The organism is Pseudobutyrivibrio ruminis HUN009 (assembly GCF_000703005.1).
In the GTDB taxonomy this organism is placed as follows: Bacteria; Bacillota; Clostridia; order Lachnospirales; family Lachnospiraceae; genus Pseudobutyrivibrio; species Pseudobutyrivibrio ruminis_A.
The window spans coordinates 1013797-1030782 of the sequence record NZ_JNLH01000001.1 but is presented as its reverse complement, the minus strand read 5'-3'; the positions used below and the strand labels follow the sequence as shown (position 1 = coordinate 1030782).

Genomic DNA, 16986 nt, shown 5'->3' with positions numbered 1-16986 from the left:
TTACTCTTCAGACATATCTCTAAGCATGTTCTTTAGCTCTACCATCTTGTCGCGGTATTCTGCGGCAGCCTCGAAGTTAAGCTCTGTTGCGGCTTTCTTCATCTTCTTTTGGATGTCTCCAATGAGCTTCTCAAGCTCCTGCTTGTTCATCTCTTCTGGATCCTTCTTGAACTGCATCTCCTTGTGGGCTATTTCCTTAGAAATAGAAATAAGCTCGCGAACTGATTTTTGAATTGTCTGAGGAGTGATTCCATGCTCCTTGTTATAAGCCTTTTGAATCTCTCGACGGCGCTCTGTCTCAGAGATAGCCTTTTCCATGGATTCTGTCATAGTATCAGCGTACATAATAACGTGGCCCTCAGAATTTCGAGCGGCACGTCCAATGGTCTGAATTAGTGAGCGCTCGCTTCTAAGGAAGCCTTCCTTATCAGCATCCAGGATTGCTACTAAGGTGATTTCCGGAATATCCAATCCCTCTCTAAGAAGGTTGATTCCAACCAGAACATCAAACACATCCAGTCGCAAATCCCTGATGATTTCTGCACGCTCCATGGTATCAATATCGGAGTGCATGTATTTAACTCTCACGCCAAGCTCGGCAAGGTAGTCTGTTAAATCCTCTGCCATTCGCTTGGTGAGAGTTGTAATCATAACCTTATTTTTCTTTTCAACTTCCTTCTGGATTTCGTTGAAAAGATCATCAATCTGGCCCTCAACTGGGCGAACCTCAACCTCTGGGTCCAACAGACCTGTTGGGCGGATAACCTGCTCTGTGCGAAGCAGCTCGTGCTCTTCCTCATAATCACCTGGCGTGGCTGACACGAACATAATCTGGTCGATTTTTGATTCGAACTCACCAAAGTTTAAAGGACGGTTATCAAGGGCCGATGGCAATCTGAAGCCATACTCTACCAGCGTCTTTTTGCGGGCCTGGTCACCTGCAAACATACCACGAACCTGTGGCAATGTGATGTGGCTCTCGTCCACTATAATAAGGAAGTCGTCGTTGAAATAATCAATCAAACACTTTGGTGGCTCCCCAGGCTGCTGATTTGTCATGTGACGGCTGTAGTTTTCGATGCCGGAGCAGAAGCCTGTTTCCCTCAGCATTTCAATATCAAAATTGGTACGCTCTGCGATACGCTGAGCCTCGATAAGCTTGTCCTCGGATTTGAAGAACTTCACTCTCTCCTCCAGCTCTGCTTCGATGCTGGCGCAAGCTGCGTTAATCTTGTCCTGTGGGATAACATAGTGGCTGGCTGGGAAAATCGCCACATGCTCAAGCTCGCGTTTCACCTGTCCTGTCATAATATCTGTCTCGCAAATGCGGTCAATTTCATCTCCGAAGAACTCGATGCGAATGCCGTAATCGCTGGTGTTGGCAGGGATAACCTCTAGCGTGTCACCGCGAACACGGAATGTGCCTCGGTCAAAATCCATGTCATTTCGCATGTACTGGATGTTAATCAGTTCATGGATAACATCATCCCTGTCCTTCATATCCCCTGGGCGAAGGCTAACCATCATGTTTTGGAAATCGTCTGGCTCGCCAATGCCGTAAATACAAGAAACAGACGAGACAATAATTACATCTCGTCTTTCTGATAATGAAGCTGTGGCTGAAAGTCGCAGCTTGTCTATTTCATCATTGATTGAAGAATCCTTCGCAATGTACGTATCAGTACTAGGTACATAAGCCTCTGGCTGATAATAATCATAGTAAGACACGAAGTACTCAACAGCGTTTTCTGGGAAGAATTCCTTGAACTCAGAGTAAAGCTGGCCTGCCAAAGTCTTGTTGTGAGCGATAATCAAGGTAGGCTTATTGAGCTGCTCGATAACATTGGCCATGGTGAAAGTCTTTCCAGATCCGGTAACGCCAAGAAGTGTCTGCATCTGGTTTCCTTCCTTGAAACCTCGCACCAAATCTGCGATTGCCTGAGGCTGGTCGCCTGTTGGCTTATATTCTGAATGTAATTTGAAATCCATAGTTTAAGCCTCCAAATTAACATGTGTGGGTGAATGGGTAGTGATTGCGGCCCTTTGTAAGTTAGGGCCAGTTCTGCAACGAGCCCTGGTTCAATTGTGCGCAATCGTATGTATTGTATTATATCACAGAGGTTGGATAAGTCAAACATTTGTTTGTTAAATAAAATGTTTCTCTCTCGCGTTATTATACTTGACATTTTTGTTTTATCTATGTTATATATAACACTCGTGTGATTCACAACACACATTTCAATTTCATGCAGAATCAATTTTGTAATGAACAGCAGCATTACAGTGATTATGTGCATGTCACGTCGATAAATCGGCACTTTCCCACCAAAGACAATTGAATAATGGCATGATATGAGTAGATTTTTGTAGATTTTGGTTGTGCGGTAACTTTCTGCAGCTTTTAGCATGGGCTTAACTTCTAGGTATTTAAGTGTTTATTCTTAATCCTTTTATACCACTTACTCTCTCTTTAAGATAGTTAAGTGCATTTTTCTATTTTCTTATTACGCTTACTTTTTCTCTGAAAAGTTAAGTGTATTTCAACTTATCTATGAAAAAGTTTACCGCTCAACTTTATTTGTTAAGTGTATTCTCTAATCTTTCGAAAATCGCTTATCCTCTCTCTTTTTTTGTTAAGCGTTTTTCAGTCATTAATTATTTCCACTTATACTTATATAAAAATGCATAAGTGCTAATTTCATTCTTCAAAAATACACTTACATTTTTCAAAAAAATGTGCGCTTTTTTCCTTTTCTTATAATTACCACTTAACTTTTATCTACAATCATCTCACGTGGCATTATTTATCCAAAAGACACATAATTAGCAAAGGAGTTTTAATGGTTACTGAGATTAAATCAAATCGTCCTTCTATATTTTATAACAATACGGGATGGCCCAATCATCCAACACAGACAATAGTGAGAATGCCAACTACTGAAGAACTAATCTCCCTAATTCGATCATATATTAAGTCTACTGAAAAGGCACTGACAAAGGCGCCTACCGGGCGAATCCAGTTGCATACTAGCAAGGGCTATCCTCGTTACTATTATTATGCTGATAACTCAGCAACTGGTAAATACGTTTCAGCTAATGACATACTATTAATATCATCTATATGTCAAAGAGATTATAATCTAAAGATTCTTAATGCTCTTTATAATCAGCTTAAACGAATCGAACATAAGCAGCAGGTTAATCTTCCTTATGAACTTGATCAAATTTATCATTCTTTTAAGAAAGGAAAACAAAGTATGATATCACCCATTATCAGTCCAATTGAAGATTATATTAGAGAATGGTATTCCCTTACACCAGCTTGCCAAAATACTTTTCCAACAAAAACAATTTATTTAACAAATAAAGGAGAACAGGTGCGTTCAAAGTCTGAAAAAATAATTGCCGATAAGCTACAAATGATGGACATTCCTTATATTTACGAACCAAAGATTGTAATAAATGGAATCAGTAAATATCCAGATTTTTTTGTATTAAATGTAAAGACTCGAGAATCTTTTATTTGGGAACATTTTGGTCTATCTGACAATCCTAATTATGCTTCTCAAAATCTAATCAAAATGGCATTATACGAAAAAAACAAGCTCTATATGGGGCGAGACGTCATCCCTTCTTTTGAAACTCAGGAGCAGCCACTATGTGCCGAGCTTATTGATGATAAAATCGCTACATTTCTCCTAAAATAACTTCTTTATATTCTATCTAAAAAACGAGGATGCCTATCTATTGACATCCTCGTTGTATTCTATAATTCATCCTCTTTTGCGATGTCCTCCTCGGTCATGTATTTGCGGAAGACTTTTTCGAGAATTGGGTGCAATGTGCAAGAAACAATTCCTGGCGCGAATAAGATTAAAAATAGGAATCTATAGCAAAGGTAATATATGGCAATCAAAAGCACAAGCATTACCAAAGTCCAGCCGATGTTTGCAATCATGAAAACTGCTGAGACTTTGAAGGATTCCTTGAAGCCATTTTCAAAGCGGGCGATGTACGCAAAATGGTAGATTGCCCAAAGCACTGTGAATACTAGAAGCACCATGAAGAAAATTGATGCTGCAGCAAATGGGCTATCTGGGGATAAGTAATTTCTGGTGATGTAGATGTCGCCCCCAAGGATTGCGTATAGCAAAATGAAAATCAGCCATGATAATGTGGACTGTTTGAAGTTATCCTTGAATGAGTGGAAGAACTCAGTGGTGTAACCGCGGCCCTTGTAAATGCATTTGTGTGTGGCATAGTAAAGGGCTGTAGAGCTGGCGCCGATTGTCACAAGTGGCAATGAGCATGCCAAGAAGTAAAAACTAATCAAAATCACGTCTGCGATTTTTGAAATCCCGTCAATAAATCTGTTGTTAAATAATTTTTCCAAAACCTATTCTCCTATTTCTATTTCATAAAGCAGATTGTAGAAATTCTGCATGTATTCTTCATTTCCTGATAAATCAACAATAACTAAATAACACATGGTGTCGTCCAAGCCGAAGTATTCCTGCACTTTTGTGCCGGAAATGTCGATGGCTGCGTAGTTATCGAAGTATGTATCATCATTTTCGTTGCGTTGACTGAAGGTAGCTTCGCGATTTGCCCATAAATCTAAGAGATTGTCGGGAAGCTGCTTTGTCACATCAAGTGGTGTGCCAAGGTCGCATAAATACTGGACGCCTGCTTCATCAGTGAAGGCGAAATCCATCTGACCTGATACTGTATAGATATCGATTTGATTGTAGTAGGCTGTTGAATTTGCATCCACATCTCCGGATAAACCAGCCACCATTGAGAAGCCTTCGTGCTTATCCATGCCAAGCAAATCTGGCATTGTCTTCTCTAGATTTTCATCAACCTGAGATGAATTGATAACAACTCCGTAAAGCTTGTAATCTATGTACGTCATCTGATGGTGGACGAACCAAGCAATCACTCCGATGATGACAAGCACAATCAGCATGTGCATCCAATAATACGTAAATACGTATCCAATCTTTTTATCCAGCGGCATCTGGGCTAGCTTTGCTTTTTCCCCTGCCCATGTTTTAGTAACCTGTTCTTGCTCGTTATCTTGATATGCCATAATACCCCGCTCCATTATTTCGTCTAGAACTTATCGTAAACTAAAAAAACGGCTACCGCAATAAGCGATAGCCATTTTTAATAAACATTTTATATTCGATTAGATATCAAGAAGCTTTGCGTATGCTGCAAGTGCATCTGATGTATCGCCAGCAAGTACCTTCTTTGCAAGTACCTTACCAAGCTGAACACCTTCCTGATCGAATGAGTTAACATTCCATACAAATCCCTGGAACATAACCTTGTTCTCGAAGTGAGCAAGAAGTGCACCAAGTGTCTCAGGTGTAAGCTGATCACCAACGATGATTGATGATGGACGGTTGCCTTCGAAGTATTTGTTGCGGTTGTCGTCATCCTTACCACAAGCGAATGCCATAATCTGAGCTGCAACGTTTGCCTTGAGCTTCTGCTGTGATGTGCTGCCTTCGATTACAACGTCTGTTGCCATCTGGCTGTTCTTGAAGCCAACGAACTGAAGAGGGATGATGTTTGTTCCCTGGTGAAGGAGCTGGTAGAAGCTGTGCTGTCCATTTGTACCTGGCTCACCAAAGATAACTGGACCAGTAACGTAATCAATTGCCTCGCCGAAACGGTTAACGCTCTTGCCGTTTGACTCCATGTCGAGCTGCTGTAAGTGAGCAGGGAAACGGCTAAGTGCCTGTGAGTATGGAAGAACGGCTGTAGACTCATATCCAAGGATGTTTCTCTCGTATACGCCGATAAGTGCATCAAGTAATGCTGGGTTCTTGCGGATATCTGTGTTCTTTGCAAGAGCATCCTCTGCAGCTGCACCGTTAAGGAAACGAGCAAATACATCTGGACCGAATGCAAGTGAAAGAACTGCGCCACCTACTGAAGATGTAGATGAGTAACGTCCACCGATGTAATCATCCATGAAGAATGCATCAAGGTAATCAGATGACTTTGCAAGTGGAGATGTCTCTGATGTAACGGCGATCATGTGCTTTGAAGCATCAAGACCAGCGTTCTTAAGAGCATCCTTAACAAATGACTCGTTTGTAAGTGTCTCAAGTGTTGTACCTGACTTAGAAACGAGGATGAAAATAGAGTGAGCAACATCAACGCCTGCAAGAACAGCTGCTGCATCATCAGGATCTACATTTGAAATGAAGTGAGCCTCCATCTTGAATGTACCTGTAACCTTTGCCCAGTTCTCAAGAGCAAGGTACATAGCGCGAGGACCAAGGTCTGATCCGCCGATACCAATCTGAACAACAGATGTGAACTTCTCGCCTGCTTCGTTAACGATTTCGCCAGCGTGAACCTTGTTAGCGAACTCAGCGATGCGCTCCTGCTGCTTTACATAGAATTCTCTCTTGTTAACGCCATCAGCAATAACATCATCGCCAAGCTGACCACGTGTGAGCTGGTGAAGAACGAGACGCTTTTCACCTGTATTGATAACCTCTCCGTTGTAGAGGGCTGCGAACTTGTCAACAAGCTGTGCCTCGTCAGCAAGCTTTGCAAGTGCATCAAGAACTGTGTCATCAACCTGCTTTGAAGCGAAGTTATAAACCATGCCGTTTGACATTGGCACACAGTACTCAGCAACACGCTTTGCACCATTTGCACCAGCCATAGCTGTCTTGAGCTCTACCTGATTCTTAAGCCTCTGGAGAGTCTTGAATGACTCGAGCTTATCAAAATTTTTCCATTCTACCATTTTGAACACTCCTTTATATAAAACAATGTATATTGAAAACGATTTCAGTGAAAATTTTATAATAAAAGCCATGGTATTTCAAGAAACACCACGGCTTTTTCACAATAATTCCTATTTATTACACTTGAAATTGATTTATCAAATCTTCGATTCTTACAGAAGACTCTGATACTGCTGTAGCGCTTCCATCCACTTTCTTTGAATGAGATGCAACCTGCTCAGCTCCCTCTGCAAGTGTTGTTGCTGTAGCGCTTACTTCTTCTGTGCTAGCTGACTGTTCTTCCGAAATAGCCGCCATAGCAGAAGCTATGCCATCAATGCTTCCAATTTTCTGAATCATTTCTCCAACAGTTTCACTAGCATTATCAAGGCTCTTGAAAATCTGCTCAAAAGTTTCACCTGCTGTATTTACAGACTCCATACTTTGATTGATTTCCCCAACATTCTGCTGAGCCTTTTCTGATAAGAGCTTGATTTGCTCTGAGATTTCTTTGATAATCTCCGAAATCTGCTGAGTGCTTTCCGCAGAATTCTGAGCCAATGCACCAATTTCATCTGCAACTACCGCAAATCCTCGACCTGCTTCACCTGCTCGCGCAGCTTCAATTGAAGCATTCAAAGAAAGTAGATTTGTCTGGCTAGAGATTGAATTAATCATATCTACAATTGAATCAATCTTCTTTGCTGATTCATCTACAGAGCAAACAACATCATTCATTTCCTGCATAGAATCAGCAACAGCTGTCATTCCAGACTGCACAGCTTCCATATCCTTTTGACCAGTACGGGCTGCGGATACTAAATCATCCATAGTTTCTTTTGTTGATTCACTCTGCTGTGTAAGGTCGTCAACCTGCTGCGCAAGATCAGTCGCATTCTCAGCAAGCTCTGTAACGGCGTTTGCCATGTCTTCCATAGTTAGCTGAATCTGCTGCATTGCACTTGCCTGGTCCTCTGCACGTTCATTAAGATCTGTTGAAACCTCTTTGCTTGTGTTTGCTTCTGATGCAAGTGTTCCTGACATTGATTTTATTTCTACCAATGTCTCTCTCATGCTAGCCACGTAATCATGCATATTATTATTCATGATTCCGATTTCATTTTTTCCACCTTCTGGAATTTCAACAGTGAAATCACCACTAGCAATCCTTGTGATATTTTCAGTAAGGTTGCTTACTGGCTTTGTAATCATTTTGTTAATCAAACTAAGAAGTATAGCTGTGATTGCAACTACAATGCCTGCTGCAATTATCATGCTTATATACATGAATGTGTTTAGTTCTTTTAACACAGCATTTTTAGACACATATGCAGCCATTATCCAGTTTGTATTTGGCACTTCATTAAATGATACAAAATAATATGTACCTTTTATTTGAATTCCTTCTACTTTGCCAATCTGATCCGAAGATAGTTCTTTTCCAATAGCTGTAGTCATTGGATCATCACTGTGTGAATCGATTGTTGTTCCTATGAATTCTGTCTCTGGATGAGCAAGAATCATATTCTCATAGAAAAGCATTGTTTTGCCAATTCCACTAGGCTGATAAAGACTTGCAGTAGCAGAAATATCTGACAAGGAAATGTCGATTGCCATTACACCTTTTCTGCCATCTTTCAATGTAATCTGACGTGATGCAGATACTATCATCTCATTTGTTGAATCATCTATGTAAGGTGCACCAAGTGTCATCTGGGATTTATCAGCACCATCTTTGTACCAATCACGCTGAGTTGGGTCGTAACCTGCCCCTGGATCCCACCCTGATGGATCAATATAAGTTTTATCTGATAATCCTATATAGCAACCATTTGGAACCTGTTCAAAAGCTGTTAATGATGGCTGCAAGATAGCTGCGATTTCCGAATCATCCATAAATGTTCCCGATTCTACTAAATCGGCAGCACTATCAAAATAGTTTAAAATGTCTCCAAGCTGAGAGCCGATATCCAAGGAATTAGCTCTAGACTCTTGATTTAAGGCATCTGTAGCAGATTCTGTGATTACAGATTTTGCTCGAATTGCCACAAAAGAAGTTACAAAAACAATAGCAACTGCAATCATTGGAATCAATGCCATCAATAGCTGCCTACTAATTTTCTTATTGCCTCGCTCCTGTCCTTTGTTCTTTTTGTTCATTATTATACCTCCACTCATAGGTAGTTTTTACACTATCCTCAAATATGTCTTTTTTGCCTCGCCAAAAAGGCACAAAACTCATCATAGTCCTAATATTGATTGAGGTCAATACATCACAGACTTAAAAAGAGCTGCCTCCCAACTTCATTCAGAAGTTAAAAAGCAGCTCCTAAGCGAATACTGATAATGTCATTATTAGTTCCTTTCTCGAATTGTCTTTCCGCTGTGCCTTCGCGTCAGCCAACCTGACCTTTGTCAAATCAGCCAACGGAGATTTGGTCTTCCTGCCGAAAGAATCAATTCTTTTGTTTTATATTCTTTATATCGGCAGGAAGGATGGAATATATTACCCTCTCTCATTCAACTCCACATCAAGCCCTAATAGATTTGCTATTCTCAGAGCCTTGTCTAATTCAATAGTCTTTTTCCCATTTTCCAAATCAGACAAAAAGCTTGCGCTTATTCCTGTAAATTCTGATATATACTTCTGCGTATATCCCAGTTTTTTTCTTTTGTTTTTTATTGCTGTTCCAAATGAATTTGAATCTGTTACTTTCATAAACACCTCTTAGCCGTACGGCTATATTTGCCTTTGCATTGTATAAAATTAGCCGTACGGCTATATAATCTTATTTTGATTATACATTTCGCCGTACGGCTATGTCAATTCAGAATCTTACACACATTTATATTCCCATTCTGATATGTTTCGTGTCTCAGTTGAAAAATTGGCCCCTATTATCCATTTATCTCGACTATCTGCTGAATAAGGAATCAAATATCTATTGTCCTCTATTTGTTTTAGTGCTTCCTGTGCAGTCTTATTTACTTTGAATTCGAATATAAATATGCTTTTATTTGTTTCAACTATACAATCGGCACGGCCATTAGCACTATGCGGTTCAACCTTTACAAACTGTCCCAATAAAATGAACACTATATAAATCACATTTTGAAAATCTCGTTCAACTAGCTTTGCATCCTTATTATTCGTATAAGGCAAGCTTTCAAATAATGACTCGAATCGCCTTTTCATTCCCTCCAAATCATTGTTTTGAATATCATTAATAAAAGATCTAATCTCAAGAGGTGATATGCCCTCGCTATTATACATAAACATAGGTGCAAGGCTCTTTAAAAAACTATATCTAACCTCATCATTCGGATAATCTAACAGTAATGCGTTAATTTCTGCATCATACTTCTTTATAGTCAAATAGCCTGTTTGGTACAGTAAAGGGATCAGATTAATCTCATCTGCCTTATATTCTAATAAAGCATATCTTTCAGCATAAAGCTTACCTTCAGTAATTAGTTTTACATCAAAATCCTCATTCTGTATTTTTTCGAGTAAAAATGTCGGTGTACCAGTACTAAACCAATAAGGCTCGAACTCATTATTATTAAGAGAACATAAAAGACTATATGGGTTATATATATCAGGAGAATCATTATGAAAATGATATCCATCATACATTTTCTTTAGTTTTTCTCTACATGCAGCCTCAGTTAAACCTAAAGATAATGACATTTTACTAACGTATGATGAAAGATATAAATCTATTTCCTTATCTGTTATTCCACAAATAGCTGCAAATTCCTTATTGATAGAGATATCTGTCAACTGGTTTAAATCGCTAAATATGCTAACTTTGCTAAACTTCGTTACCCCAGTAAAAAAAACAAACTTGATATACTTGTCGTAGCTTTTTAATGTACTGAAGAAACCTTTGAATACGTCCTTATTATGCTCTTCCTTAGAAGTGTCAGTAATAACATCTAACAAGGGTTTATCATATTCATCCACTAGAACTACTACATTTTTTCCAGTTTTAGCTACAGCATTTTCAATGAGAAATCGAAATCTCTCCGGCAATGATGCTTCTCTTTTCTCATCGCCATATATTTGCTCCCAGCTAGTCAAGTGTTCATTTAATACTTCTTCTAAGGCATTTTCTCTAGAATATGTATCTTTATTAAAATCAAAATAAAAAACCGGATATTGCTGCCAAGCATCTTTATTATTAGCTTCCAATTTTTCTATTTCAAGCCCTGTGAAAAGTTCTTTTTTGCCTTCCCAATATGCCATTAATGTGGAAACCAATAAACTTTTACCAAATCTACGTGGACGACTCATAAAATATGGAATCCCAGCGTGAGCCAATTTATATACATATTCTGTTTTATCTATATATAAGTACCCTTCAGTCCTTATTTTTTCGAAATTTTGTATTCCCAATGGCAGCTTCTTTTCCATAATTATTCTCCATTTTGCTGTTCTAACGATATGCTTATACAAATATTAGTAATTACAATTATATTACATCACATCAACTATATTTGTCATCCTTCCGAAAAATGGATCTTCTACAACAAGATTCTTAAATGACTGATCTGTAATTTCCAGCTTTCCAATTAAAATTAAAAATGCCTCATCCAACATTTTATTCTGCTGTCTCATGGACACGGGAACAATTTCTAAATAATCATCTACATACTGCATAATTCCCTGCTGCATTCGCGATACACATTCCAGATTCTCATCGCTTCTAGTTTCTTTTGCATATACAGGTTGTCCCGCTTCATCAAATTCATCAACAGATGGCATAGGTGATGTAAGAATAGTTTCTAGAAAATAATAGTTATCAAATATAGCACTGGTATCACGCTCTTTTTCTGTGTAGAAAGATTCTATATCTACACCTTTATCAGCCATAAACTCCGGCTCAAGTTGTAAGAAATACAATCCGCTCATTTGCTGACGCATAAACTTCTGTAGAAATAATTGCGTCGTGCCCTTAGCTACAAAATCGAATACACCTAGTTTTCCATCTGGCAAATTTAATGAATCAATGTATTTTAAGTAGTTGCGGCGTTTATCCTTTGCCTTTTCCAATATTAGCGCATTCCTATCTTTGGCATCTACGTCTTCTTCTATTCCAAACCTGACTAACATACTTTCCTTTTCGGTACCAAAGAATTTCATGCTATCTACATAATTAATATCATCTTCATCCATTATTCCTGAACGAATAGCAGATATTCTGGATGTCAAAAAATAAAAACCATCTTTATCTTCACAAAATCTATTATAAATTTTCTCCAGTAAATACCCGTCTCTCGCACATAATAAGATGCCGTCCAATCCAAGTTCTTGTTTCTTTGCAATCATCCATTGCATAAAATCTACTATCATCGGACCGCATATATAGTAGCCTATATCGAAACAATCATTTATTTCTATTTTTGCGCCATTCTCAAATTGAAATGGGCTTAAAAACTTTCTTGAAAGAAACAATCCAAGCTTAGCTCTGTCAGAATATGTCTCTGCTATCGATTCAACTCCCATTCCACCAAGCGCGTCCATGATGCTATTATTTCCATATATGTGAAAGGTGTCGATTCCATATTCCTTTGCTTTCTCTATATCTGCAAATTCATCATTTCCAATATGAAGAATCTTCTTTTCTCTATTTGCCTCAATAACATGTGAAAATAGTTTCTGTGTTTTGAATGTACCATATTCGCAAGAGACAAATAACTCATCAAATATATCTAGTCCACACTTTGCCAGCAATTCCTCCATTTGTGCTTTTGAATAATAAGTATCACTTGTAAGAATTACTTTTTTCCCGTTTTTCTTTGCATGTGAAATAATAGTAGTCATACCATCTCTAGGAACTACCATTTTACTGTCTATTTGAAATTCGATAGATGCTAATTCTTCAGCCGACTCTTTTATACCAGTGAGTTTTTCTTTTACCCATGTATAAATATCAAGAAGTGTTGGAGATGAATTACGGGATAATTCTTTTTCAGCAGCAATTCGTATATGCGATAATTCTTTGACACCTACTTGATTAGCAACCAAATCAAATATATCTGTGTAATCACTTATTTTTCTGTTGATGAGGGTATCAAAAAAGTCAAAGCTAATTACATCTGATTCATCTATCTTTTTGAATAAATCATCTTTGGTATAGGTTTCGATATTTGAAAATTCATAGGATGCTCTCTTTTCTTCTAATAAATTATTTCCACGAACATCATATACTTCTACACCATTCGCTATGCAAGCGTCTTTAATACGCTTTGCAATCACCTTACATGATCCTGGACGAGCAACAACTATTATTCTCTCAACTTTAAGATCAATAGCCTGTTGCAAAGAAATAATTGGATAGCCAAATGCTTCGCCTGATTCTTTAAAACCATCTAATAAACCAACTATTTTAGGCCCACTTCCCCACTGGGAAATGAGCCTTTCTGTTTCGGTACCAAGACCGTAGAGTGCTATGGAATTAAAATTACACAACCATTCTTTATTCAAAATTCGCACCTTGTTTTTTAACCATCTCCATCTATTCGTAGTTATTTACCACATCAGGAAATTGGCAACATTCCATCTACTTCCAATTATAAGTTATGTATTATTTTCAAGCTGCACTGCAACAGGGACTCTATTCTTATTGCTTGGTCCCCATCCCGAGCAGTTCTTGCAAAAATCTACATATCCTTTTGTTGTATATCCAAGCATAAATTCAACCAATTCTCCACGTCGCTCATCTGTCATTTTACTTAAGTTAAAATAATCATTTTGGCTTTCATCGTATAAACCTGCTTTAGATGCAAATCTAGCAAAATTACATGAATACAGTTTCCCTCCATCATACGCATGCCAAGGATTATTACAACTATCAAAATAATGCGTCAACTCATTTTCATTCATCCAAGAATTATCTGTATTTTCTATATCTAATGAGAACCACTCTTCAACAGTATTATCAATCCATTTAATTTGATATTTTTCAAACTTCTGAATGATTTTTTCCCGCTGATTAGCTTGCTTTTTTATTGAATCAATATAATTGTCCAAATATACTGTCATATCGTATTTTTTTATGAGTTCACAAGTCTCATCACTCGGTACAACGGTCCCATTAAACACAGTTTCATAAACCCCAATTTGATTTCTATAGTTTTCGCCTATGTACTTTATCACTTTATTAAAATCTCTATACAACAAAGGCTCTCCCCCGGATACTTGAAAACGTTCAGAATAATCAATCCACTTAAAATACAAATCTGCATCTTTACGAATACAATCATAGTCATATGTAATATGCTTCTTTAAATAAGGCGTGAAATTAAGGCAGTCTCTACAATTCAGATTACATGTTGTATCTGGCACAATACATCCAGATGTTGTATACACTTTATTCATTGCATAAAGCGAAAAAAGTGGCAAAAACGGATGATTTAATCCATAAATATCGCCCCAAAAAGAATCATTATATAGAAAATAATCCCATCCATGAGTGTATCCTGCTCTATTTAATCTTTCAACCATCTTATTTCTATACTCATCCATTTGGGTGACAACAATAATATGGCTCACGTCATGTTGACTAAACAGTATATCATCGGAATATATCGGATATGGATATACATCTTTTTCTTCTGCTGTTATATCTATCGTAATATAGCAGTCCACAGCTTTTCTAAGGAATGGATGACATATATTTAACAAGAAAAACTCCCTTGAAGATTCATTCCCATATAAGCATATCTTTTTTCTTTTTGATAAATGGTCTGATATTTCTTTATATTGTTTTCCTCGATTAGTCCATCTCATCCTACTACCTCTTCTCCACCTGTATCGCAGGATAGTACCAATTTTCATTTATTAAATAGTAACCGGCACATTGATTGCAAAACGATGTATATCCTTTATTATTATGGCGCAGTCTAAACTCTATTAATTCTTTCTTTTTACTCACATCATAATCCGTCAAATCATAATAATCATCTTTACATCCTTCCAATAATCCAGCTTTTTCAGCATATAACATATAATTACATGCTGAAATCTTTCCATTTTCAATTGTTGAATATGGATTAGCACAACTATTAAAAAAATCCATCAGCTCTTCTTCGGATTGCTTTTTTGTTCCAGGATAAATCTTAAACCAACGATCAACATAATTATTTAAGTATCTAACACCAAAACTTTCAAACTTTCTTTCGATATCTTTTCGTATCTTTTTGTGTTCATTTTGTAACGAAAGCGTGTAATCATCTAAAAACACAAATATTTTACGCTTTGCTAAAAATTCACATATTTCATCATTCGGAATAATTGTGCCGTTCGTAACAGTTTCCAATCTAAAAATTCTATCACGATAATTATCATCTATATACTCTAATACTTCTTTAAAATAAGGATATAAGAGTGGCTCTCCACCAGTTACTTGAAATCTCCATATTAAATCAACAGCATTAAAAAATACATCTATATCTTTCTTTACATTCTCCAACGAATACACTACAGGCTTTTTTATATAAGGATTAAAATTAAGACACTCCCTGCAATTTAAATTACATGCGCTAGATGGGACGATATTTTGTGATGTAAAAAATACTTTGTCATACTTGTATAGGAAATATATTGGAATTAGTGTAAATAGAAAATCAAAGCCCATAGCAATTTTATCTTCTTTTACTCCATTCGCAATCAACAAATCCCTAATCTCATCTCCTGTCTTTCCCAAAGGACATGCAACCACCAAATATCTATCATTTTCTTTATCTAGCGCCTCATATAGCTCTCTAGGAGATATAATTCGTTGTCCACAAAAACCCACAGATTGAAGATTTTCATTCCTATCCACAAAAGAAAAACTTATATCCGAGAACCACTCCCGTCCACATTCTATACATTCCCATATTTCTTTTAAATGGCCTCCGATCCCGTAAAAATATACATGTTTTACACTTGCTAAAAATCTTCCAATACTGTCAAATTCATGGCTCTTATTATTCCATTTCATTGCTTTATTCCTCCCAAATACTCTCATTAACCGGAAATAGTCTGAACAAATAATGATTAACCTCGTTGTATGTCAAAATATTTTGCACACCATATTCTATTAATTGTTCTCTTATTTCTTCAATATGTTGTGCCATTGCAATAATGACAATGTTTCGATCCATTGCTCCATCTATTTCTTGTAGCGCCTTACATGACAAACCTGAGATGATTGTCCCTTGTTTTGCAACATCATTATCAATAAATCCTGCTGGTTCAAATCCATAAGCCCTAAGCTTCTCCAGCATCATATTTCCATATCCACCAGCGCCAAATATATAAACTACTGAGTTCTCCGGCATTGTATGCCCCAACAACTCTTTCCACATGCTTATTGCAGCATCATTTTTTTTATAATTTAACCGCTCTTTAACAATAAGCTTTTTCAAATATAAAAGGATACTATCTGCCGGTTTGCACGTTTTTAACAGGGTATATAGGTTATAATTAAAATTTAATACACTACCACAAAAATCAGTTTTTTCTTCTGTTGTTAATTCTTCGCAGAAATCCTTAAACATTTGATTATATTCCTCTTTATGGCAGGCCATTGTACGCTGCCCCTGCTCTCTATGGAGGCGGCCAATAATTAATGGCTCTTCAACAAAAACTGACTTTTGTCCTCGCATCACTCTAAACAAAAATTCACTATCTTGTGTCGCCAGTAGATCTGTCCTATATTTTCCAACTCGTTCAAAATGACTTCTATGAAGCAAAACTGTACTTCCATGAATTGCCAAAAATACAGGCGCAAAACAACTATTTTCCATCTCTAACTTATCATGAACTGTAAGCCAATTAACATGAGTTGTCGTATTTGACTCCATATCCAAAAAGTCAAAATTTCCATGACAAATAGCTTTTTCATTTCCACTATCTAGTATAGCCTTCATCTGTAGCTCAATTTTATTATCATAGAACACATCATCATGTGATAGCCAAGCAAAGTATTCTCCTCGCATTTGTTCTATTCCATAATTGACCGCAGTTGCTACTCCACCATTTTCTTTTTCAAAATATCTGATTCTATCTCCATACGACCTTGCTACTTCTGCAGTCGCACCTCCATCAGTCGATCCATCGTTTACTACTATCACCTCACAATTTTCATATGTCTGTGCTAACGCACTATCAATCGCTTCTCGCATATAATTTGTTCCGTTATAAACTGGAATAATAATCGACACTAAGGGTTCTTGCATA

Annotated in this window: 12 protein-coding genes; 1 reads left to right on the top strand and 11 read right to left on the bottom strand. The window is 37.3% G+C overall.

Features of this window, described 5'->3' with window-relative positions; genetic code table 11:
• Positions 1–1989: an excinuclease ABC subunit UvrB gene (uvrB, locus tag BO15_RS0104615; RefSeq protein ID WP_033152817.1), complete on the bottom strand. Its 1989-nt coding sequence runs from the start codon at positions 1987–1989 to the stop codon at positions 1–3.
• Positions 1990–2840: 851 nt separating this feature from the next.
• Between uvrB and BO15_RS0104610 the strand changes: the two genes are divergently transcribed.
• Positions 2841–3707: a hypothetical protein gene (locus BO15_RS0104610; RefSeq protein ID WP_033152816.1), complete on the top strand. Its 867-nt coding sequence runs from the start codon at positions 2841–2843 to the stop codon at positions 3705–3707.
• A gap of 59 nt (positions 3708–3766) precedes the next feature.
• Here the strand turns inward: BO15_RS0104610 and BO15_RS0104605 are convergent, their stop codons facing one another.
• The 10 genes from BO15_RS0104605 to BO15_RS13075 form a co-directional block, all read right to left on the bottom strand.
• Positions 3767–4393 carry a YesL family protein gene (locus tag BO15_RS0104605; RefSeq protein ID WP_033152815.1) on the bottom strand — a complete coding sequence of 209 codons (627 nt, stop codon included), beginning with the start codon at positions 4391–4393 and terminating at the stop codon, positions 3767–3769.
• Positions 4394–4396: 3 nt separating this feature from the next.
• A complete protein-coding gene (locus tag BO15_RS0104600; protein ID WP_033152814.1) occupies positions 4397–5092 on the bottom strand; it encodes a hypothetical protein in 696 nt (231 codons plus the stop codon).
• A gap of 99 nt (positions 5093–5191) precedes the next feature.
• On the bottom strand, positions 5192–6775 hold the full coding sequence (locus BO15_RS0104595; protein ID WP_033152813.1) for a glucose-6-phosphate isomerase: 1584 nt from the start codon (positions 6773–6775) through the stop codon (positions 5192–5194).
• Between the two features lie 118 nt (positions 6776–6893).
• The gene (locus BO15_RS0104590) at positions 6894–8915 is read right to left on the bottom strand and encodes a methyl-accepting chemotaxis protein (protein ID WP_033152812.1); all 2022 of its coding nucleotides are present in this window, start codon (positions 8913–8915) and stop codon (positions 6894–6896) included.
• Positions 8916–9261: 346 nt separating this feature from the next.
• A complete protein-coding gene (locus BO15_RS0104585; protein ID WP_033152811.1) occupies positions 9262–9474 on the bottom strand; it encodes a helix-turn-helix domain-containing protein in 213 nt (70 codons plus the stop codon).
• Positions 9475–9591: 117 nt separating this feature from the next.
• Complete coding sequence (locus tag BO15_RS0104580) at positions 9592–11172, bottom strand: ATP-binding protein (RefSeq protein WP_033152810.1); 1581 nt, start codon at positions 11170–11172, stop codon at positions 9592–9594.
• Between the two features lie 63 nt (positions 11173–11235).
• Positions 11236–13245: an HAD family hydrolase gene (locus tag BO15_RS0104575; RefSeq protein ID WP_033152809.1), complete on the bottom strand. Its 2010-nt coding sequence runs from the start codon at positions 13243–13245 to the stop codon at positions 11236–11238.
• 93 nt (positions 13246–13338) lie between these two features.
• Positions 13339–14550: a radical SAM protein gene (locus BO15_RS0104570; RefSeq protein ID WP_033152804.1), complete on the bottom strand. Its 1212-nt coding sequence runs from the start codon at positions 14548–14550 to the stop codon at positions 13339–13341.
• 4 nt (positions 14551–14554) lie between these two features.
• Complete coding sequence (locus tag BO15_RS0104565; protein WP_033152802.1) at positions 14555–15745, bottom strand: radical SAM protein; 1191 nt, start codon at positions 15743–15745, stop codon at positions 14555–14557.
• 4 nt (positions 15746–15749) lie between these two features.
• Positions 15750–16985, bottom strand: coding sequence for a glycosyltransferase (locus BO15_RS13075; protein WP_052169769.1), 1236 nt, complete (start codon positions 16983–16985; stop codon positions 15750–15752).
• Between the last annotated feature and the right edge of the window lies 1 nt (position 16986).